The sequence below is a fragment of the Gordonia abscondita genome (genome assembly GCF_032711245.1).
GTDB lineage: Bacteria > Actinomycetota > Actinomycetes > Mycobacteriales > Mycobacteriaceae > Gordonia.
The window spans coordinates 3,588,091-3,609,751 of record NZ_CP128986.1 but is presented as its reverse complement, the minus strand read 5'-3'; the positions used below and the strand labels follow the sequence as shown (position 1 = coordinate 3,609,751).

The following is a 21,661-nucleotide window of genomic DNA, read 5'->3' as shown; positions in this document are numbered from 1 at the left end:
AATGCGTCGTCGAACACGATCGCGGCGCACGTCGGGATATGCTGCATTCGGTCTGGACTACTGAGTTACCGCAACCAAGGAAGCATGCACCTCCGCCAGCATGGCTTCGCCGTCTGATCCGCTCAGCGTCGCGGCGTCAGGGTAATGGTGCCGATCACCACTCCGCCCAAATACGCCGGGCCTCTGTACCCGCCGTGTCCGTCGCTGATCAGTACAACTCGATGGCCAGGAAAGAGGTCCACGTAACCGCCATAGGGCGTGCGATGAATTGGGTATCGACCTAGTAGCACTAGGTCTCCTCCCGCAACCCGCGCGTCGCGCTGCAGGAGGATGGTGTTCAAAGAACGTGTCGTGGAGGTGTAATTACCGGGCTGGACGTTGGCAGACACCTGACCGACCGCGCCGAAGACGACACTGGCGGCCATCGCCACGGCGATTGCTGCAGTCCGGGCAATCGCGGGTCCAGCGTGTTTGGACATTGTCAATTCCTCTCGCCTCGGACCAGTGACTCTACGCCTGGTAGTGGGACAGTATCGGCGCATAGGAATACTGGGGTCTCGGCCCGAGCGCTCGAATCGAATGCAGCACACGCATTCATCCCGCGAAAGCACGTGAGTCGGGCACGTCCGGAGATGTGTCGGCGCCGCACGAGACTGGAAGCTCGCGCCTAGCTCCCGACTGAGAGGTCGCCCGAGTTTGCGGCAACACGAGGCGCTGCTGAGCCCTAGGAGACGAAGCCTCGGGCCGGTTTTCTCCTTGTAGTTCTTGCCCAAACTCATCTCAGACTAGGACGAACTGATACGTCAGTATAGGATACTCACTACTGACGCACGATCGAGAGATCCGAAGTGCTTCGAGTCAATGGGCGTGGCGAGAGGGCGAAAGAGATGCCCACGACTAACGACCTGACTGTTCGACACGCCTTTTCGATGGACGCGCCTACGGGGCGTCTCTGACCTCAGATTGGATTGACATGGGATTTCTTCCGAAGAACCCGACTGAACTCATCGGCCGCGCTGATCACACGCTGACCAGTGCAGACGCGACGCTGGCGCGTGTCGACGGAACCCTCGGCGAGGTCAGTACGACACTGACCGCAGTAGGCGGCTCGCTCACGAACGTCGATTCGAAGCTCGGGACAGTCGACTCGACACTCGCGACCGTGGACGCAACGCTAGGTGATGTGTCAGGAACCCTGACCGAAGTGTCAACCACGCTCGTGGAAGTGCGGTCGGCGGTGTCGGAGGTCCAGTCTCTACTCGAACAACTCTCAGTGAAGCTTGAGTTGCTCGACAGGGTGCCCGACATCATCGCGAAACTGGACGACTTGAACGCGAAGTCCTAACTTCCTCGATTCGACTGCGCAGCGACGCAAGTCTGGACTCACGTCGGGCGGAGTTCGCGAGCCGCTTATGCCGTGTGGGGTGCCAGTGTCGCGAACCCGCGACGTGGATTCTGACAATTGGATCCGCGTCGATGCGAGTCAGTTGGGATAGGTGGAGTTAGTCGAAAGTGGGTGATTGTGTGAACAGTTCGACACACGGGGTGGATCTATGAACGGATCGGCCACGTCGGAAGAATCGCATCAACATGTGATTGCTGCGCTGCGTGAAGAAGGAAGGATCCTTCATTCTCGGATGCAGAGTATTGACGCAGTCCAGTGGCGGACGCCCACGTCGTCCGAGGGGTGGAGCGTTGCTCATCAGATCGCTCACCTTCAAAGCATCGACGAACTTGTACTGGCGACGATCGGGTACTCCCGATCGGTCCGAGGCGATATCGGCGCAGTGTTTGACCTAGTCAGTAACCGGACTCTACTCAATGGCACCGCATTCGCGATCGGCGCTTCAGTTCGAGGCCGAGGACCATTATCAATGCGATTCGCGTCGGTGCTTGATCGTTTGGCCGAGAAGGGGATCTACATCCCATCCGATCGCCTTCTTGAAAAGTGGCATAGCTCGCACCTGGCATGCATCGATTCACTGGCCGATATATCGCCGGACGCCCGACTGGTGTGGGCTGGCACATCGATGGCGGCGACTACTATGGCCACCGCTCGATTGATGGAAACGTGGGCCCACGGGTGCGATATCGTCGAAGCGCTAGGAAGCGCCCCAGTTGCGTCGGAACGACTTCGCTACATCGCTGACCTGGGGGTACGTACGAGGGGGTATTCCTATCGAATCAATGGGATCCCGTCGCCTGTGACCCCCGTGCGAGTCGAACTGGCCAGCCCATCTGGAGAGCTCTGGAGCTGGGGGCCCGACGATGCGCCCGGCTACGTTACAGGCAGCGCCCTTGACTTTTGTCTCGTCGTCGTCCAGCGACGACAACGAGCAGACACCACTCTCACCGCGACATCAAATGAAGAGCAATGGCTCCGGATTGCTCAGTGCTTCGCCGGACCACCGCCTAGATGCCGCACCCCACGCTGATTCCCGCATGACTAGCGGCGCCGGCGGCGCAAGCGGAGGTCACTCGGTGGAACGCGCTGCTCACTCGCCTCTACCGCTGACCCGAGAATCGGTCCCGTCCCGATTGCGTGCAGCGTCAATTGCTTCTGCGACGACCTGCGCGATCTCTCGTGGTGATTCGAGCATCGCGAGATGCCCTGCGCCGGGCAAGACGATATTACGTTCAGGCTGTAGCCCGGCGGCAAGTCGCGCGCCAGCCCGAGGGGACAGCGCCCAGTTTGCGCGGCCCCAGACCATCGCGGTCCACGGCCAGGCCGCAGGTCGCTGGAAATTGTCCAGCTCTCGGTAGCTCCGGATGTCGTGGAACAACGCTAGTAACGGACGAAATCGGCCGGCATCTGACCATTGTCCGGAGATCTCACGGTTACGCCATTGGCCCTTACGCAGGCCGGTGGTCCCCAACTGGGGGACCAGGCTGATCCAACCGAATGCGCGCGGCACCTTCAATGCGCCGAGGAATCTGCCCAAGTCGAATGTGTACGCGAGCGGGACCAGGCGTCCCCAGGTACCTCGTCGTGCTGTCTGTTCGGTGAGTGGGTTGAGGAGGACCAATGCGGCGATTCTTCTCGGGTCCCGCATCGATACGGTCCACGAGAAGGCGGCGCCCATACAGTTTCCTACGAGTACCACCTGACTGTTGTCTGGAACTCGATCATCAAGAAGTGCTTCAAGAATGTCCGCGTAGTCCATCCGTCGGAAGCCCGAGCTCGGCACGTCGGAATCACCGTATCCGGGAAGGTCAATTGCAATGGTGTGAGTGTTCTGCGGGAGCAGATCGAGTACGTCATTCCATACCGACCGGTTCGCTCCGCCGTTATGCAGAAAAACGACAGATGGATCGGACGGATCGGAGGTACCTCGATCGGCGATACTGACCGTGAGTGGCGACTCTCGTGGATCTGGGGCTCCCACAGCTCGTCCTCGTTGTCGGAGCTGAGGGGGCGCGAGGCGGCGTTCGACGAACTGCACATTGCGTGGATTTGGCAACGATTGCTCCTGAGTTCAGTGCTTCGCAGGCTATGTCGAGTAGGGCGGGCTAGTAGAGGGGCGAGCGGGCTGAGGTATGCCAGCTATGCGGGCAGCCTTCACCTGCGTGCGATACGCGACGAGCGCTCCAGGGGCGTAATGCGTGCGCCACACCGGGGAGCCGAACCGCAGGCGTATCCGCATATACCGGTCAATCCAGTTACGGGAGGCGAACCGGGGGATCATCCTCCAGGCAGTTCGATGGACAGTCATCACAATCTTGTCGCGGCGCGTCGGCGACATTCTCATCGCGTCGGCCACGGCGGCGGAGTTGACTAGTAAAAGGCCGACCCGTGCGACGTGTCGCACCGGCGCGCTCACGACGCGGGTGATGAGGTGAGGGATGGCCTCAAAGCGCCGCAATGGAGCGGGATTGGCGCGTTGCGCGAGAAGGTAGCCCGTAGCTTCGGCTACGAAGGGGTCGACGGCGTCCATCCAGGTGGATGCGCGGTAATCGAGGAAGCTGTCGTAAGTGGCGGGGAGGGCATCAGCACCGAAGAGTTCTCCGACAGCCCGCAGGCCGGCGTAGGCCTGTTCGCGGAACTGGTCGGATGGCCATCCGCGTAGCTGCTCGTGGGTCTCCATCAATGGGAGGACAATCGCCGCCCATGTCCAGTTCCACAAGTCGGTCTCCCAGGCGTGGCAACTGGATCCGTCGTCGAGCTGGCCGTGGATGAAACGGTGCAATTCGCGGATCGCCGCTGCGACGTCATGGCGTTCGTTGTCGGCGAAGACGACCCCGAGGACGAGGTCAACAGTGTCGCGGGCACGCCCGATCACATCCTCGAGGCGAACCTCTTCGCGTACTGAGATCTTGCCGATCCGGTCATGGTCGTCGACCCCTTTGCCGCCCTTCGCAGACAGCACCGGGTAGACGAAGGCCGGGAATGCGGCGTACACGGTTGTCACGTCTGCAAGCATGGTTCGGGTGGCGCTGCCCGGACCGAGGAGTGCGTCGAGATCCTGTCTATTCATGCTTGTCCTTGTCTGAGCCGATGCGTGCAGAATTGTGAAGGTGGTCGAGCTCCTACGATGTACGTTGCAGACAGACGCCTGACGACACGATCAGGGATTCTGAGGCGAGTCGGCAGGTAAGGGATTGCCGATGATGCGCGTGATAAGCGGACGGTCGCTCAGCCGAAAGAGCAGTTCGAGGGTGCGCGAGCCGAAGACGAGGCTGGCGATGCTGCGGAGTGCGGTGGGCGAAATCCGCCGCAGCGCGTAGATCGCAAATGCTTCCGGTCGTACCAGGACTGTACCCAGGTTCCACCGGACTGCCAGCTCCACAGCTTTCGCCACTGTTTCGGGGCCCGATATCAACCGGAGATCGCGCAGTCGGTCGGTGCCTTTGCCTGCTACTTGTGACCGGCGGTCAGCGTCTTCGTCAGTCGTTCCGGGATGCTCTGCCGCCGCGAAGATATTGGTCTTAATTACGCCGGGACAAATCACACTCACCCCAATCTTCGACGGGGACAATTCGGCCCGAATGCAGTCGGTAAGAACTTTGACTGCATATTTCGTCGTTGAGTATGACGCCAGATTGGGGATCGGCAAGAACGCTGCCGCCGATGCGATGTTCACAATGTGTCCGGGGCGTCCTGAGTCAATCATTTGCTGTGCAAATAATCGAGCTCCAGTGATGACGCCTAAGAGATTGATTCCGATGATCCGGTCCCAGTCGTCTTCGGTAGTGCTGATAGTCTCACCGAGAATTCCGATTCCCGCGTTGTTCACCACCAGATCTGGGACGCCGTGTTCGACGTGTACCCAGTGTGCGAACTCGTCGAACTCCGTCGGATCGGTTACGTCGAGGCGACGGGAGAATGCTGTGCCCCCGCGTGCGGAAATAGTGGCTACTGTTGCCTCGGCTGCGGTTTCATTGATGTCGCTGACGATGACTCGAGCGCCCCTTGTGGCGAATCGTTCGGCAGTCGCTTGTCCAATTCCACTACCCGCTCCTGTGACAACAACGAGTTGAATGCTATTGAGTTTCATCGTAGTCCTGGCCCCTTCGATGCCGAGAATCGACCGCGTAATCGGTGCGGGAAAGAGGTGTGTTCAATTCGTTGCAGAGCTCCCTCACCGGAAAGACGCGCGACCGCCTTCATCGCGGTGGGGCTTAACCGTGACACTATATAGCCGAGATACGATTCAGCCGTGACAGGTTGCACAGCGCGATTAGTGCTGACCGAACGAACAATCGCTGCAGCGACGGTGTCAGGGCCGCTGCCAAAACGCGCGATCAGCCCAACAGAAAGGTCTCGTCGCTCGTTGGTGCGATCGAGGGCGCTGCCGACGTACTGCGCAGAATTGTAAAACCGAGTGTCGATCGCCCCAGGGCAGATCGCGGTGACGCCAATCCGGTGCGGCCGTAATTCTGCCCGCAGAGTCTCGGAGAACATCAAGACCGCCGCTTTGGTGGTGCAATAGGGTGAACTGACGGTTATCGGTGTGTACGCGGCCGCCGAAGATATGTTGATAATCTGCCCCGCAGTGCCCTCTGTGATCATGTGTTGTGCCGCTAAGCGCGAACCAGTCACAACGCCTCGGACATTGACCGCAACCAGAGCAGACCAATCCTCACCCGTGTGGTCGAGGAATCGACCTGCCGTGGTGTAGCCGGCATTATTGACCAACACTCGTATCGGGCCGTAACTCTCGGTGACGTCGTTGAGGACGCGCGCCCATTGGTTGGCATCGGTAACATCGAGGAGGTCAGGTGCACAGGTGCCGACGGGGGCACAGAGCGCGGCGGTTTCGGTAACGGATTCGAGATCGCGATCCGTCGCGACAACTTGTGCCCCGCACTCGGCAAAGGCGATCGCGGTCGCCCTCCCGATACCACTACCGGCCCCGGTAATCACCACGACGTCGCCTTCTAGATTGTTCTCGACCATGCCATTTGCCTCGTTAGTTTGTGGTGTGTGGGACTGCTGAGAACGTCGAAGTTGTTGTCTCGTCGCCCGTCTCGGAGGGGTGCACGCGGCGTTCAGAATGCGCGTTTGACGGCGAACGCCATGAACGGTCGGATGAACGCCGCGGTCCAACGCAACGGGAGGAAGCCGATGAGCCTCGGTTGGACGGCCAGCGTGTACTCGATCGTCGCCTTGCCGCCGCCTCCCGTGATAACGATTCGCTCGGCGAACGACTTCACCGCGATGGGAATCGAAACTCCGGTTCCAACGGCGATGAGCCCCGATTCCGGAGCGGACTGAACGGTTCGACTCGTTGCAGCGATCAGGCCGTGATATTGGCGCTCGTCGCCTGCGGTCCGCGGCCCGCTCACTATCGGCGCGAGAGTCACAAGTGGGCCGTCGCAGGCCTGTTCCCAGACGTTAGCGGGCGACTGTGCCACCTCGACTCGGACGGTCGCTGCCCAGGAGGCGTCGGTGAAGAAGTCGATCGGCGAGGCGGGCTCTGAGGTGGCGAACCGCTTGGGTCCAGCTTCGCCGGAAGCGAGTACCGCGAGGATGCCCAGGCCGATGACTCCGGCCGCCAGTAGGCACGCGATGACGGCGATGATGATCGTTAGCATGTGATACTTTCGTGTCGAGTTAATGATACTGATGCGTCAGTCTATGCGATGGGCGCTGGAAGTCCAGGGCTGATTTGCCGAGACCGACGCCCGCCGTTTTCGATGGCGGGTTGTCCGATCGCCTTTGTTCGTGGTCGAACGAGGAGGGACCGAAGATATGACCGCAACCGTTGATCGCGCGCGATCGCGATTCGCGCGACTGGTCGCGGAGTGCCCAGAGACATCGACGTACCGGGTCGATCTCGGCCCGAACCGGGCCACCGGCCGGCTGTCGAATCGCCTGGAGGCTGTTGGGTCGGATCGTCTGCACTCGGCGACACTGTTCGAACCGGGCGATGGCGAGTCGTGTATCGAGATTGAGCAGTCGTTCCGGATGGTCGAGGGGCAAATTCGGGCAGACGACTATGTTGAGACCACGTTCGACCGTGGCGAGGTGCTGGCGCGTACGCAAGCGAATTTCGGAACGGGACGGCTCGCGCAGGCCAGCGGACGCATCGCATCGACCTCGAAGACGATCGTGCCGCTGTTCGGCATCTTTACCTTGCTGCGCGATATCGATCTTCGAGCGGGCCTGTCTGTCGATGTGTTGCTCTGGGTCGGGGCGTCATTGGCTTATCCAGCCTCCGTCCGCGTTGGGCGACGTGCAGTCATTGACTGCGGTGGATTGAAGACCGAAGCGTGGCCGGTCCGGGTGCGTCCGCATATGCCCGAAATTGACAGCCCGATCGACTCTGCGGTCGCCGGTATGCTGCCCGAGCTTGTCCTCGCGTTCGACGCCAGTGGATCGCATCGCCTACTTACAATGGAGTTCCCAGTGGGGCCCCTTCGGTCGGGTCTCGGCGGTCGGGTGGAACTCGAGGCGAAGTGCTTCTGAGAAGACACTGATCAAGACACTGATCAAGACACGAGGGGGGGGACGCAGTGCCGGATGGATCAGATATGCGCGACGACGGTGTGCACGGGAGGATTCGTCGCGGGGGCATGCTCGGCGGTGTCGTCGCGCGGCATGCGGTGAGATCCGCGGCCGAGTCCGCTAAAGCGCCGTTCCGCTCGCCGGCAGAGGTCGACGCGGCACGTGAAGCGGCGATTCTGAAACTAGCGGACGACATCGTCGTTGTGGCGGGGGGCATGCGGGGCGCGGCTCACAAATTGGGGCAGCTACTCGGCGTCCTCGATCTCGGGCTCGCGACGCCGGAGACTCGCGCAGCCTTCAATGAGCGACTCGCCCCGCTATTTTCATCGGTCCCGCGGTGGGACGACCGCCGGATGCGTCGGGTGTTGGAACGCTCCCTCGGTCCTCGGTCGGCGCGGATCGCGCGGCTCGACGGAGCGATTGCCGCCGCTTCTATCGGACAGGTGTACCGAGGGGAGCTCGATGACGGTCGAGTGGTCGCGATCAAAATCAAGTACCCGGACATCGACCGGATGGTGCGAGCCGACCTCAAGAATCTGGGGTTGATGACACGTGTCCTAGCGAAGTACGCCCCGGGGATGAACGCCGAGGAGATCGTCGCGGAAGTGGTAGACCAGATCTCGGGCGAGCTTGACTTCGCTCAAGAGTTGGCCAGCCACACGGAATTCGCGCAACGATACGCGGACCATCCGGTCTTCACTATTCCAAAGCCAGTTCCGGAGCTGTGTACCTCCGAGGTCTTGGTAACCGAGTTCTTAGACGGTTCGCCCTTCGACGAGGCGGTCCATTTGGGCCGCGACCGGCGCAATGAGATCGGCGAGGCGATCTACCGCTTCTATTGCTCCGAGATGTACCGTATCGGGCGGTTCTCAGCAGACCCGCACCCCGGAAACGTGTTGATTCTTGCCGACGGCAAGGTCGGATTCCTGGACTTCGGGCTGTGTGTCGAGCTCACGCCACCACAGTTGCGTACTGAGCGGTTGGTGTTCGGCGCCTTGCTCGACGGCGACGTCCAAACGGTGTACGAGCACTCGACCTCGGCCGGATTCATCGTAGATCCCACGTCTGTCGGCCCGCATCGACTCCTCGAGTACATGTCGGCAGTCGTTGGCTGGCATCTGGAAGCGGGGGAGGTGACCATCACCCCGGACCTCGCGGCCGCGGCCGCAGCCGCCGCGGTCTTGCCGCAGGGTGGTCATATCCGCCGAATGGGCACCCAGCGAATGGTGCGCGACCATGCGTTCGGAAGGCGGAACGAACTCGCCACATGTGCGCTACTCGGTCGATTGGAAGCGACTGCGCCATGGTCTGCGATCGCTAGGGAGGCGCTCGGCCTTGCCGGTCCGGCGACGCCGATGGGGTACCAGATCGCTGAGTGGCGTTCCGCCGCAACCTAATTTGCTCGGCCAAACCGGTCGTCGCGGTCGCGGGGAAACGTAGATAGTTATGTGACTGAGGTGTCAGTCTGATATAAGTTGTGCGGTAGAGAATGTGAGGCATATCCCATGACGTACAACAACGAAGATCAGGTCACTGTTCGGTGGACTCATCACGCAACCAGCCCAGCCGCACGGTTGGCGACATTCGGATCTCGGGTCCTGGTGCGGCCCGTGATCGCGATGTGGGCGCGGCACCCGCAGTGGCCCTGGCCGTACGGCCTCCTCGAATTGTTAGCGGCGGTGCTACCAGCGGTTCGGGGGGTGGAGCGCACGCGCGTTCGGCTCCCGCGCTGCAGAGCGGAGCGTCAGCGGCCGACCGGGTTCGTCCAGGGCGATGCGGAGCCGCAGGCGATCTTGTATCTTCACGGCGGCGCGTTCATTGTCGGAGGCATCAACAGCCATCGTCGACTCGTCTCACGGATCGTCAAAGCGACGGGCGTCCCGGCCCTCGCCGTGGGCTACCGACAATTGCCGAAGACGTCGATCACGACATCGCTCGACGATTGCCTCGACGGTCTGCGTTACCTCATCGACTCTGGAATCGAGCCCCGAAACGTCGCTGTTGTCGGCGACTCGGCCGGTGGATATCTGGCACTGCGGGTGGCAATGGAGGCGCAACGCCGCGGAATCGGCAAGCTCGGCGCGATCGGATGCATGTCACCGATTATCGATCTGGATCCGAGAGCGAAGCTCGCGGTTCCCGGGTCAAGTCGTGACCCGCTCTTCCCTCCTGAGGCCCTAACCACCATATGGTCGCTCATCCAGGCGAAAGAAGAGGACGAGTCCGCGCTCGAGGGCCTTCGGTCGCCAGCTCTGGCATCGTCGACTGAACTTGCGCAGCTCCCGCCGTTGCTCATCCAGGTCGGCAGCGAAGAGATACTGCGAACCGACGCGGAGACGTCCGTCGCGCTCAGTGCCGCCGCCGGAGGCAACGCCCGGATCCAGGTATTCAATGGGCAGATCCACGTCTTCCAGGCGGGCGCCGACATCATTCCGGAGGGCCGTCTCGCCATACAACACCTCAGCGCTCATATCGTAACGAGTCTCGCGCGTCAGCAGGCTAGAGCCGCGTGACGCGCGCGGGGGAACTGCTCGATCGCGCGGACGGCTACATCCAACAGACGGTGATCGGCTCGATCGCTACCTTCGGCCGGGCGATCCAGCTGGCGGGGGCGTCGTTGATCTTCGGCGCGTTAGACATCGTGCGAGGTCGATTCCCGTGGCGTGACTTCACTACGCTGACGTGGTTCGTCATCACAGTGACGGCGACGCCGACAGTGTTGGTGTCGGTGCCTTTCGGAGTAATCGTCTCAGCTCAGGTTGGAAGCCTCACACAACAAGTCGGTGCCACTTCGATCTCCGGTGCCGCAGGCGGCCTCGGGGTTATCCAGCAAGGGGCACCCATGGTCGCTGCGCTGCTACTCGGTGGTGCGGCTGGAGCCGCGGTCGCCTCTGACCTGGGCGCACGAGTGATGCGAGAAGAGATCGACGCGCTTCGGACAATGGGCATCGATCCGATTCGTCGACTGGTGGCTCCACGGATCGCCGCGATGATCGTTGTGGCACCGCTCATCTGCTTCTTGACAATCATCATGGGCCTGTCCACCGGATACGTGATCGCCGTAGCGGTTCAAGACGTCGCTCCCGGCTCGTACATCTCCTCATTCGCTTCGTTCGCATCGTTCACGGACATTGCTATAGCAGTCGGGAAGTCGATGATATTCGCATTCGTCGTGGCAGTCGTCGCCTGTCAGCGCGGTCTGGAGACCAAACATGGAGCTAAAGCCGTGGCGGACTCGGTCAACTCCGCGGTCGTCATAGGCGTGGTAGCAGCGTTCGCTCTCAACCTGGCTATCACGCAGCTGACCACTATGTTTTTCCCGCAGAGGATTCTGTGATGGCGTCAACCTACGTTCCACCTGGATTCGGCGTCATCGTCCGAACTGCCCGGACGGTCGTCGACAAACCGGCCACGGCTACTGCAATGATCGGTCATCAGGCGTACTTCGTCCTGAATGTACTTCGGTCCGTCCCGATTGCCTTGACCCGTTATCGCCGAGAAGTATTGGCCCATATCGGGTCGGTCACGTTTGGCAACGGGTCGGTGATCGTTGGCGGCGGCATGCTCGGCGTGCTGTTGTTCCTTGGTGCCGCTGTCGGTGGCACAGTCGGCATCCAGGGATTCGCGTTGCTCGACATGGTCAACATGGGCCCGCTTACCGGGTTCGTCTCCGGATACGCGACCACCCGAGAACTCGGTCCATTGATCGCGGCCGTGGGGTTCGCGGCACAGGTCGGCTGCCGAATCACGGCAGAAGTCGGGGCGATGCGGATCTCCGAGGAGATCGACGCTCTCGAGGCGACCGCGATCCGGCCGATCCCATATGTCGTGTCGTCCCGGGTGATCGCAGGCGTGATCACGATCATCCCGCTGTATTTGATGACGCTGGTCGCTGCATACATCGCGTGCGAGGTCCTAGTGTCAATCGTGCACGGACAGTCCATCGGCACGTACCTGCACTACTTCACGACTTTCGTCTCTGCTGGCGACATCTACTACTCGATTATCAAGGTTGTCGTCTTCGCGGTCGCGATCGTGCTGATCCACAGCTATCAAGGGTTCTACGCGATGGGTGGTCCTGAGGGCGTCGGGGTAGCGGCCGGTCGTGCAATCCGCGCCAGCCTGGTCGTCGTCGTGTCCCTCGATATGTTGTTGACGCTGCTGCTGTGGGGCTTCGACTCCGGCGTGAAAGTGTCAGGGTGATCTGATGCCGCTCTGGGTAGACCCATCGGGCCGCGAACCTCGCCCGGCTGCACTGCGACTTGTTGGACTGGCCGTTGTCGCGCTCGTCGCGTGCGGGGGAGTCGTAGTCGCCAAATGGTCGCAGGGAGACTTCGCCGACCGGTTTCTTCTCACGGTGGTGTCCAACAGGGTCGGTGACGGGCTGGCCACCGGTGCGGACGTCAAGTACCGCGGTTACGCGATCGGCGAGGTGTCAGGGCTCGCAGTCGGAGAGGACGGCCGCCAACGGGTACAGCTCACAATCGATCCGGCGCAGGCAGCCGGTCTCACCACCGACTTGGTACCTGTCTACCGCGCAACGAATATGTTCGCGGCGACGGGAGTAGAGCTGGTGCCGGCGTCACGGCGTGGCGGACGGTTACGCAGCGGCGCTGAGCTGGTGGTGCGGACCAGCGATACAGCACTCGGAACCATGACCAGTGTGCTGAGCCGGGTGGGAAAGCTCGCGAAGCCGCTTAGTGATACCGCGACGCTCGAAGCACTGAACATGTTGGTCGATGACGCCGATCCGTACATCGACCTGGTCCGCAATGCGCTGCCCCTGCTGTCCGGAATCGCAGCCGATCAGAAGGTCACCGTTACGCAGGCGCTCCACGACATGTCCCAAATCGTCGACGTGATCAAGCCGGCAGTAGGGCCGATTCTGAACACCATTGACTTATCGCTGGACGCGTCCGGCTACCTCGACACCGACGAGGGGTTGAACCAGACAGTCGCCGCGGTCAAATCGGGCCTCGCCGACCGCTTCACGACGCCGCTCGGCAGGATCCTCGGAGGCGCGAACACCCCATATTTGAAGTCGTTGATCGCCGTGGCGTTGGACTTCGCAGTGCCCGCCGTCGTCTCGGTCGGCACAGTGCCAGACGCCTATAACCGGCTCAACTCGTTGATCCGGTCGACAGGCGACGCGTTCGCGAACCAGCCCGACGGAAAGGTGCGTCTGCTCGCCGAGGTGCTGCTGACCAACGCTCCGCAGATCGCGACGCCACTGCTCCACAGAGAAGTCAATAGGGGGGTTCGATGAAATCAGTCAGATCCTCATTGATTCTGGTGCTGGTGTTCGTCCTAATTGTGGGAGGGGCGATGGTGTACATCGGACGAACAATGCTGGCTCCGGTCGGCGGCGACAAGATCCAGTACGAGGCCGTAGTGTCCGATGTTTCTGGGCTCCACGAGGGCGATTCGGTACGGGTCGCCGGGGTTGCAGTCGGAAAAGTGCTCACGATCCGCTTGGATTCCGCCGTCGCCCGAGTCGAGTTCGACGTGCAAGCATCCCACCAGTTGGCTGCCGATTCACAGGTCGCCGTCCGATATCAGAACCTGGTCGGACAGCGTTACCTCGAAGTCATCAGGCAGAACGGATCGGGCGCTCCGCCACAAGATCCCGAAACCACCATTCCCACGGACCGAACGATCCCGTCGTTTAATGTGACCGCACTCTTCAACGGCGTTGCTCCATTGATCGGCGAGGTTGACCCAGCCGAGGTGAACAAGTTCGCCGAGAACGCGATGTTGCTTCTACAGGGCGACGGCCGTGGCATGGGACCGGCACTGCAGGCGATTGATCGGATCAGCTCGCTGGTGAAGCGAAAGGACCTGGTGTTGATCACGATGGTCGAGAACCTCAACAAGGTCGCGAAGCAGATCGGTGGAAAATCCGAACGGGTGGCCAAGTTGGTCAGCAGTCTGAACAAGTCGATTATGCAGTTCACCACACGTATCGAAGTCGTCAAAGAGTCACTCGACCTGGGCGACCGTGTGCTGATCCCGTTCGTTGATCTGCTGGAGACGATGCAGGGCAGCTATGACTCGAACTACGGTCCGCTGGATGCTCTGCTACACCGCGTGGTCCCGTTTACCCCGGACATCATTAGGACGCTGGAAGTGATCCCGGGTTTGTTGTCCTCGATCAACGATGCCGGCGAATCGAGTACAGACGCTAGCTTCGCGTGCTCTCACGGCAGGATGGAACTCCCGGTTGTGACGAAAGTATTGGTCGGGGGACGCGATGTGGTGGTGTGCCGCCCATGAACCGCCTCCGTAGCTTCATCGATTGGTTCCAAGACGTCATGGGCGTTGGCCGGGTGCGTGCCGACGATCAGGCCAAGCGTCATCAACTGTGGATCGGCGCTCTCGCGGGTGTCACGGTCGTGGTCGTTGCTGCAGCTCTCGGTCTGCTGTATCTCAAGCCGCTCGGCCACACCGAGTACACAGCGAACTTCGAGAACTCATCCGGTGTGCGCACCGGAGACCAAGTACGGATCGCCGGAATACTGGTGGGGCAGGTGACCTCGCTCGACATCGAAGGCGACCACGTCAAAGTTCGTCTGTCCGTAGAGGACGATGTCCACGTCGGCGTCGATTCATCGATCGCAGTCAGATTGCTCACGCCTGTCGGCGGCCGCTACCTACAGCTCGCACCGAAGGGGAGCCGACCATTGGGCGGAGGCATCATCCCGCCAGAACGGGTGACCGGAACATACGATCTGACATCGCTGCTCGAAGAGGTGACACCGAAGGCCGCGGAATTAGACGGAGCAAAATTGCGGGATCTACTGACCGGCGTGGAGCGAGGAATTCGCGGACAGCCTAAGGCCGCAACCCGAATACTCGACAACGCATCGTCTCTGACCGAGCAGTTCGCTCGTCGTTCGGACCAGCTCAAAGGCGCATTGAAGGTCTCCGACGAGTATGTGCGTGCGACCGCAGAAGATCGACAGGTCTTGTTCGCATTGGTACGTAGCCTCGGCGAGATCGGCGTGGAGCTCGGCGTCCGCCACGAGCAAGTGCGTCGAGTGTTCAATCTGCTCACCAAGCTGTTTCAGTTCTTCGAACGCCCAGCCACGGCGTACGCGGACGTTCTCGAAGGGCCGGTGAACGATATTGCAGATATTCTCGAACGCCTTGAACCCAGAGTCGAGAAGGTCGACGCGTCGATGAATGCGGTGGAACACGCGCTCGGTCGAGTCAAAGGTCTCGTCGGCGGAGACGGCTCGGGACTGACTGTCGATCACGGTGCTCAGACGCTCACCGGCATGACCTTGTGCATTCCGTCAGTGTCGAGGGGGTGCTGACGTGAACAAGACCGAAGCTATCGACAGACGCAGGTGGGGGCTGCGATTGGCCGCGATCGTGGCGGTGCTCGCCGCACTGGTCGGAGGTGGCGCCGCGGTCGCGGTCGCCCCGCAATTGGAAGCAGAGTTTCGCACGCGGACCGTGTGCGCAGACTTCACCGATGCCGTGGGCGTCTATCGAGGGAACGCTGTCGCGATGATGGGCCTCAAGGTAGGAAAGATTGAACAGATAGAGCCACACGGCGGCGGTGTCCGGATGACTCTCGCGATCCGACAGGACCTCGATCTCGCCGCCGATGTTGGCGCAGTGGTAATCGATTCATCGATTGTCGCTGATCGACGAGTGGAGTTCTCAGGTCCGTACCGCGGAGGCCCGAAGCTCAGCGGCGGTACATGTGTACCGAAGGAACGGACCAAGACTCCGCGAGGTGTTAGCCAGGCGTACCAAGCGTTAGACAACTTCCTCAAAGATGCATTGGGGCCAGACGGCGAGCTCGGAGCCGACGCCGATGACGCAACCGTCAGCAAGCTTCTGGCGTTCGCCGATGAGAACTTCGCGGGACGTGGCCCTCAATTGGTGCAACTGCTCCGAAACTTCGTGACGTTGCAGGGTGACCCGGCGCAGATGGACGAACTGCTGCGAAGTCTCATCGACAACAGCGACGTGCTCGCCACCGAGACTCTCGGCCACTGGCCCGAGGTCGAAGAGGTCGTCAATACTGTCAATCAGGCAGGACTCGCCTTTGTTGGCTTCTCGGAGGAGTTCGCCGCCGGGCTCAAGTCCGCGGTCAACCTGGTCCCAGTCCTCGGGCGTACGGTCGGCCGGTTCGGGGACCGCGTGCTATCGATCGTTGAACTCGTCACACCGTGGGTGCAGGTGCTGGCGCCTTTCGCGACCCGTATCGCTCAGGTCGTCGCACAACTACCAGGTCTGGCGACTATCACCGACCAGATCTTCGACAAAAGGACTGGAGCGTTGCGCGCCACCTGGACGCCGCCGACAGTCCGTCTGCGGCAGTCGGATCTGGCGGGGCTATGCGCGATCTTGCAGAAGCCTGCCGGATGCGCGAAGCAGAATGCGGCGCACTCCGGTGTCATCCAGATGATCTTGGGAGGTGGGGAATGACGGTCTCCGGCAGGCAGCGAATCGACATGCGGTTCGCCTCGGTTGTAGTCGCAGTCTGCCTACTACTCAGCGGCTGCGCGGGGGGAGCGCCAGGAATCCCGATGCCTGGCGGAATCCGCGGCGAAACCTACGACCTGGACATCGAATTCGCGAACGTATTGAACATTCCGGACGGAGCAAAAGTCCTACTGAATGGCAACCGAGTCGGCGAGCTCAGATCGGTGACGTTGGGGGCGGCGACCGCGACCACGCGAATCGCGGTGCGCGTGGGAACTGCGATTCCAGCGTCGACACGGGCGGAGCTGCGGCAGACGACGCTGCTCGGGGACATATACATCGCGTTGATTCCACCTGCGGAACCCGGCGGACGCCTGTTGCATGACGGTGACCGGATTCCCGTCAGGCAGACGGTCCCACCGGACAATGTAGAGACGGTGATGGTTGGGGTCTCGCAATTCATCAACGGTGGCGTGATCGCCCGGTCCCAGAACATTGTTCGCAAACTCAACGATGCGTTGCCGGACGATCCACGCGAGCTCGAGGAGTTGACGCGGCGGGCAGCCGGACAGCTCGTGGAATTGGGGTCATCGACCAACAGAATCGACTCGTTGCTCAGCGATGGGGCCAACATGGTCGAACAGCTCGCTGATCGCCGAAAGACCATCGAGCGGGCTCTCGCGGTGGGGCCCGAGCGGTTCGGACGTATGCAGCAACTGTTCCTGGCGTTGGTGGATCTGATCGCGGACCTTCGGATTCTGACGAAGCCGGGCGGTGACTTGCTCGTGGAGCCGGTATACAGCGACCTGAAGGAGATGCTCGGGGTGGTCGACCCGTTGTTGATGACGGTTGCGGACGCTGACCGCTCGCTCGGGCAGAACGCGATCGCCGTGCGTGATCTGATCGCTGAGAAGATCACGCCTTTCCTCGGTGGCCGTGGCGAGGTCGACCTGCAGACGATCAACCGAACGGATGGGACAGCGACTCAGGTCGCGGACGTTCTGCGCGCGATTGGGGTGGTGTGAATGAGGCTCGGTAAAGGACTACTCGCGTGTCTGTGCCTCGGCGTGGTGCTGCTGGTCGCGGCCGGGTACATCGCAGTGCGGGTGCTCGACGTGGATCCTCGTCGCGATGAGATCGCTGTCACTGTGACGATGAATGAGACCGGCGGATTGATGGATACTTCGTCGGTCGCATTGCACGGCCTGAACATCGGACGGGTCACTTCTATCGTTACTGGACTGGACGGTGTCGACGTGTCCGTCAGGCTCGATGCGAGCTACCCGGTGCCGACGTCCTCGAAGGTCGTGGTGCAAAACCTTTCTCCAGCAGGTGAACAGTATCTCGACTTCCGCCCGGATTCGTCTGCCGGACCGTATCTCGCCGACGGTGCGCGGATCGGACGCGAGCAGGTCGTCGAATCGGCCACCGTCGGCTCCGTTCTCAGTCGCATCGACCGAGTGGGGGAACTGCTCGATCCCGACGTGGTGGGACGGATGGGGGAACTGTTGAAAGCTGTCACCGTCGATCGTGCCGCGCTGACGAGCTCGAAGGCAATAGCGGAGTTTATGAGCGCCACAATCGGCGACAAGGCCACGACGATCCGCCGCTTGTTTGCCACCGCACAACGCCTGGACATGAGAGTCATGGCGATCGACGGCCCCAACAAGCTCCGTCCGGTGGCGGGCACCTTGGCGCAGCTGGGGCCCGCCTTGGCCTCCGTTATTCGGCAGCTCGAGAACTTCGGCACGATGTCGGCTAAAGACGACGTGTGGAACAGCCAAATCGGGCCGTTCATGGACCGTCTCCTCAAAGATCTGAATGTGCTGCTGCCGGAGGTCGGCGGAATTGCCGGTGCACTCGCTCCGGTGACAGCACAGCTCCGCGGGATTCGCGTGAATATGAACGCATTCACCGACTTGTGGGGGCAGGCATTCCCTGAAGGCGGTCCGATGCGCGTGCAGTTGATGGTCAAGTGAGCATCGGTCGGTACGCGGGGAGCAATCGCCGCGTCCGATTCGGCCCGAGAACGTATATGGAGAAGGCGAGAGGTGATCAGCATGACTGACGATGCAGACGAGACAGGGGCTGACGAATCGGTTCCCGACAGCTCGGGGGCGCCGAAGAAGGAGAAGAAGGGGCGTAAGTCTCGGGACCGATTAAAAGCCGATCTCTCTGCCGCGGCAGAAACGAACCGGCGGCTCAAGTTGGGTTTCGTCGGCGCTGTTGTGGCTGCCCTCCTGCTGGCCGGGGGCACAATTGGATTCGCTGTCGCATATCAGTCGACTCGGTCGGAGCTATCGCAGGAACAAGACTCGTCGGCGAGCCGACATTCGGCGCTTGAAGGTGCGCGCAAGGCAGCCGAGGGCTATACGACTCGCGCGCTCACCATCGACTATCAGAAGTCGACGGAGTTCGTGAAGGGGTTGGCGCGTGGGACTACCGAGACGTTCGGTAAGACTTTCAGTCTCGAACCAAACGGCGCGGGCGCGCTCACCAAGGAACTCCTCGATCAACTACGTATGACCTCAGAAGGCGAGGTCGTGTACGCATTCCTGGACGGTGACCCAACCGTCGATCGCAAGCGCGGCGAGCCGTGGAACTTTGTTGTCGCCGCCAGGCAGACCTCGACAACCGTCCAGCAGCCCGAGCGCACGACAACAGCGGTGATCTTGCGCGTGGTGGTCGTTGACGTGGACGGCGAATGGAAGATCGCCAACTTCGCACCGGACCCCAAGGTGCAAGGGGGCGACAAAGGGTTGATTCCGGGCACCAAGTAGCGCAGTCGGTGGCAGTGCGCAGTCGCAGTTGAATTACGTGAAATGATGTGTCAGTATCATTTGATGAGGAGGATGTGACATGACCAGACCAGAGCACTCCGTAGTGATCATCGGGGCGGGCCCCGGCGGCATCTGTGCGGCAGTCCAGCTGAGGCAGCGAGGGATCGACGATTTCGTCATTCTGGAGCAAGCAAACGAGTTCGGCGGCAGTTGGCGGGACAATCACTATCCGGGACTCGGAGTCGACGTCCCCGGATTCACCTACCAGTACTCGTTCGCGCGTAATCCTGGATGGAGTCGGCTGTTCCCGAAAGGCCGCGAGGTGTACGAGTACCACCGGGAAGTTGCGCGGACGTTCGGTCTGTATGAGCACGCCCGGTGGGGCGTGCGAGTCGATCGGGAGGAATGGGACGACGACGCAGGCTTCTGGCGTCTCACGTGTGCAGATGGAACACAGATCACCGCGCGTTTCGTGATCTCCGCGATCGGCGCGTATATACGGGCGAAAGACGATCCGGGCATCCCCGGATACCTGGACTTCGATGGCGAAGTGCTGCGACCGAACTCATGGAACCACGACTACGAACTCGCCGGAAAGCGGGTAGCCGTCATCGGCACCGGTGCTAGTTCTGTGCAGATCACCCCATCCATCGCACCGCAGGTCGGTTCACTCGAAGTGTTTCAGCGAACCCCGGTCTGGGCGCTACCGAAGCCGGATTTTGCGATGCCGCCGCGCGTTCAGCGGGTGGTGGGAATGCCCGGCGTTGGTTCTGTTCTGAGCGGCGTGGCCAACGTCGTAGTCGAAGCGGCCCTCCGCGTCGTCTATCAGACTCCGCGGCCGCTCTTCCGCTTTGCCGCCCCGTGGTTCGATCGGATAGCGCGACGCTTGTATTCGGGCTATCTCGCAACTGTCGTCACCGATCGGTCGACTCGAGAACGACTGAAGCCGGGATACGGACCTCTGGGCAAGCGTCCGACGTTGTCGAACTCGTTCTTGCAGGCATTCAACAGGCAGAATGTAACCCTGGTCGACGACGCTATCGAGCGCATCGTTTCTGAAGGGATCGTCACTCGAGACGGCGAACTGCACCGGTTCGATGCGATTGTGCTGGCCACGGGCTACCACTTGTTCTCCGACCCGGAGAGCTATGTCGAGGGCGCCGTCGTCGGTCGTGCAGGCTTCGATCTCGGGCGTTTCTACAACGACGAACGACTACAGGCGTACCAGTCGGTCTCGGTGCCGAAACTACCTAACCGCTGGATGCTCGTCGGACCCTACTCGTGGATCGGCACCGGCTGGCACGAACTCGTCGAGATCTCGTCGACTCACGCGGTCAACATCATCACCGAAGCTCTCAGTCGTGGGCGTGAGATCGCCGAGGTGCGGGATCAGGCGCATCGCGACTACCACGCGATGATCCGCCGAAACGATCAGAACATCGACTACTACTTCAACACCGTCAACCAAGGTTTGCGGACCTACTACGTGAACTCTGCAGGTGACATGCCGTACATTCGGCCAACCAGCCTCTTCCAAGCCCGGCACGACAGTCGAAAACCAGACCTCGACGCATACGAGTTCCGTTCTCCACTCTCGGCACCGAACACCGACGAAGCATTGACGGCGGAGGCCAGCGCATGAAGTTTCAAGAATTCCCGACGAGCGGATCGGTCGCGCTGGTGACCGGTGGCGGACGCGGTATTGGACTGTCGATTGCACAAAAGCTGGCAACGAAGGGCGCGACGGTCGTGATCGCCGATCTCGAAGAGTCGGTCGCGGTCGACGCAGCGCAGAGCCTTGGACACGGCACGATCGGCATCGGCTTCGACGCGGGAGACGCGTCCTCGTACGCGACGACCGTCGATTGGGTCGAGTCGAACGTGGGTCCTATAGACATCGTGGTGAATAACGCGGGAATCATGCCGGTCGGTCCTTTGCTAGCCGAAGAGGACGGTGTTGCGGCCGCGACGATGCGGGTCAATTTTTGGGCGCACTATTACTCGTTCCGGATTCTGGCACCGAAGATGATCGCGCGCGGAAGAGGACATTTCATCAATGTCACTTCGGCTGCCGGCGCCATCCATTCCCCGGGGCTGGCGACATATGTCGCGACTAAGCACGCTGCGACGGGATTCGCTCGAAGCGCTCGCGAAGAACTTCAGGGCACCGGCGTGACGCTATCGGTAGTGATGCCCTCAGCGGTACGCACCCAATTGGTCGACGGAATCCCATTCAAATGGTGGGAACGTCTAGGCATCATCTCGCCCGGGGTGGTCGCTCGGAGGGCCGTAGGAACGCTTCGTCGACGGCCGGCAGTCGTCGGCGCGCCAGTAGGCACCGTGATTGGATTGCGTCTGTATCCCCTCGTGCCGGAATCGATCTGGCTGCTGGGCCGCAGGGTGGTCGGTGCGGACCGCACCTTGGAGCCGTACGACGTCGACGAGCGGGCCGAATATGACGGCCGGATCACCCGCCAGATCGAAACGAGCTAGG

The 21,661-nt window shown here is 61.3% G+C and carries 21 protein-coding genes; 16 read left to right on the top strand and 5 right to left on the bottom strand.

All coding sequences use genetic code 11. The annotated features are described in order from the left end of the window. Positions 1-973 precede the first annotated feature (973 nt). Positions 974-1,345, top strand: a complete 372-nt coding sequence (locus tag MP11Mi_RS16915) for a hypothetical protein (RefSeq protein WP_420040039.1) — start codon at positions 974-976, stop codon at positions 1,343-1,345. Positions 1,346-1,553: 208 nt separating this feature from the next. Further along, the gene (locus MP11Mi_RS18385) at positions 1,554-2,435 is read left to right on the top strand and encodes a TIGR03084 family metal-binding protein (protein ID WP_420712811.1); all 882 of its coding nucleotides are present in this window, start codon (positions 1,554-1,556) and stop codon (positions 2,433-2,435) included. 60 nt (positions 2,436-2,495) lie between these two features. Here MP11Mi_RS18385 and MP11Mi_RS16910 read toward each other — a convergent pair whose 3' ends face one another. From MP11Mi_RS16910 to MP11Mi_RS16890, 5 genes are all read right to left on the bottom strand, one after another. Then, positions 2,496-3,386: an alpha/beta fold hydrolase gene (locus MP11Mi_RS16910; RefSeq protein WP_420040038.1), complete on the bottom strand. Its 891-nt coding sequence runs from the start codon at positions 3,384-3,386 to the stop codon at positions 2,496-2,498. Between the two features lie 105 nt (positions 3,387-3,491). Then, positions 3,492-4,475, bottom strand: a complete 984-nt coding sequence (locus MP11Mi_RS16905; protein WP_420040037.1) for an oxygenase MpaB family protein — start codon at positions 4,473-4,475, stop codon at positions 3,492-3,494. Between the two features lie 90 nt (positions 4,476-4,565). Further along, on the bottom strand, positions 4,566-5,495 hold the full coding sequence (locus MP11Mi_RS16900) for an SDR family NAD(P)-dependent oxidoreductase (protein WP_420040036.1): 930 nt from the start codon (positions 5,493-5,495) through the stop codon (positions 4,566-4,568). Beyond that, the gene (locus MP11Mi_RS16895; RefSeq protein WP_420040035.1) at positions 5,492-6,397 is read right to left on the bottom strand and encodes an SDR family NAD(P)-dependent oxidoreductase; all 906 of its coding nucleotides are present in this window, start codon (positions 6,395-6,397) and stop codon (positions 5,492-5,494) included. Before MP11Mi_RS16895 ends, MP11Mi_RS16900 begins: the two co-directional genes overlap by 4 nt. 92 nt (positions 6,398-6,489) lie before the next feature. Then, on the bottom strand, positions 6,490-7,035 hold the full coding sequence (locus tag MP11Mi_RS16890) for a hypothetical protein (RefSeq protein ID WP_420040034.1): 546 nt from the start codon (positions 7,033-7,035) through the stop codon (positions 6,490-6,492). A 157-nt stretch (positions 7,036-7,192) separates the two neighbouring features. Here MP11Mi_RS16890 and MP11Mi_RS16885 point away from each other — a divergent pair, with 157 nt between their 5' ends. The 14 genes from MP11Mi_RS16885 (at position 7,193) to MP11Mi_RS16820 (ending at position 21,660) form a co-directional block, all read left to right on the top strand. After that, positions 7,193-7,909 carry a hypothetical protein gene (locus MP11Mi_RS16885; RefSeq protein WP_420040033.1) on the top strand — a complete coding sequence of 239 codons (717 nt, stop codon included), beginning with the start codon at positions 7,193-7,195 and terminating at the stop codon, positions 7,907-7,909. Positions 7,910-7,974: 65 nt separating this feature from the next. Beyond that, positions 7,975-9,345 carry an ABC1 kinase family protein gene (locus tag MP11Mi_RS16880; protein WP_420040032.1) on the top strand — a complete coding sequence of 457 codons (1,371 nt, stop codon included), beginning with the start codon at positions 7,975-7,977 and terminating at the stop codon, positions 9,343-9,345. A 108-nt stretch (positions 9,346-9,453) separates the two neighbouring features. Continuing rightward, positions 9,454-10,461, top strand: a complete 1,008-nt coding sequence (locus MP11Mi_RS16875; RefSeq protein WP_420040031.1) for an alpha/beta hydrolase fold domain-containing protein — start codon at positions 9,454-9,456, stop codon at positions 10,459-10,461. Then, positions 10,458-11,285: an MlaE family ABC transporter permease gene (locus MP11Mi_RS16870; RefSeq protein WP_420040030.1), complete on the top strand. Its 828-nt coding sequence runs from the start codon at positions 10,458-10,460 to the stop codon at positions 11,283-11,285. The genes MP11Mi_RS16875 and MP11Mi_RS16870 overlap by 4 nt, the downstream gene beginning before the upstream one ends. Continuing rightward, a complete protein-coding gene (locus MP11Mi_RS16865) occupies positions 11,285-12,151 on the top strand; it encodes an ABC transporter permease (RefSeq protein WP_420040029.1) in 867 nt (288 codons plus the stop codon). Before MP11Mi_RS16870 ends, MP11Mi_RS16865 begins: the two co-directional genes overlap by 1 nt. A gap of 4 nt (positions 12,152-12,155) precedes the next feature. Next, a complete protein-coding gene (locus MP11Mi_RS16860; RefSeq protein ID WP_420040028.1) occupies positions 12,156-13,214 on the top strand; it encodes an MlaD family protein in 1,059 nt (352 codons plus the stop codon). Next, positions 13,211-14,221: an MlaD family protein gene (locus MP11Mi_RS16855; protein WP_420040027.1), complete on the top strand. Its 1,011-nt coding sequence runs from the start codon at positions 13,211-13,213 to the stop codon at positions 14,219-14,221. The genes MP11Mi_RS16860 and MP11Mi_RS16855 overlap by 4 nt, the downstream gene beginning before the upstream one ends. Beyond that, positions 14,218-15,264 carry an MlaD family protein gene (locus MP11Mi_RS16850; protein WP_420040026.1) on the top strand — a complete coding sequence of 349 codons (1,047 nt, stop codon included), beginning with the start codon at positions 14,218-14,220 and terminating at the stop codon, positions 15,262-15,264. Before MP11Mi_RS16855 ends, MP11Mi_RS16850 begins: the two co-directional genes overlap by 4 nt. 1 nt (position 15,265) lies before the next feature. Beyond that, positions 15,266-16,390 (top strand): MlaD family protein, encoded by a 1,125-nt coding sequence (locus tag MP11Mi_RS16845; RefSeq protein ID WP_420040025.1) that lies wholly within the window; start codon positions 15,266-15,268, stop codon positions 16,388-16,390. A 101-nt stretch (positions 16,391-16,491) separates the two neighbouring features. Beyond that, positions 16,492-17,412: an MlaD family protein gene (locus MP11Mi_RS16840; RefSeq protein ID WP_420040024.1), complete on the top strand. Its 921-nt coding sequence runs from the start codon at positions 16,492-16,494 to the stop codon at positions 17,410-17,412. Continuing rightward, on the top strand, positions 17,413-18,366 hold the full coding sequence (locus tag MP11Mi_RS16835) for an MlaD family protein (RefSeq protein ID WP_420040023.1): 954 nt from the start codon (positions 17,413-17,415) through the stop codon (positions 18,364-18,366). An 81-nt stretch (positions 18,367-18,447) separates the two neighbouring features. Continuing rightward, a complete protein-coding gene (locus tag MP11Mi_RS16830; RefSeq protein WP_420040022.1) occupies positions 18,448-19,167 on the top strand; it encodes a hypothetical protein in 720 nt (239 codons plus the stop codon). A gap of 79 nt (positions 19,168-19,246) precedes the next feature. Further along, positions 19,247-20,809 carry a flavin-containing monooxygenase gene (locus tag MP11Mi_RS16825; RefSeq protein WP_420040021.1) on the top strand — a complete coding sequence of 521 codons (1,563 nt, stop codon included), beginning with the start codon at positions 19,247-19,249 and terminating at the stop codon, positions 20,807-20,809. Next, positions 20,806-21,660 carry an SDR family NAD(P)-dependent oxidoreductase gene (locus MP11Mi_RS16820; protein ID WP_420040020.1) on the top strand — a complete coding sequence of 285 codons (855 nt, stop codon included), beginning with the start codon at positions 20,806-20,808 and terminating at the stop codon, positions 21,658-21,660. The genes MP11Mi_RS16825 and MP11Mi_RS16820 overlap by 4 nt, the downstream gene beginning before the upstream one ends. Position 21,661 lies beyond the last annotated feature (1 nt).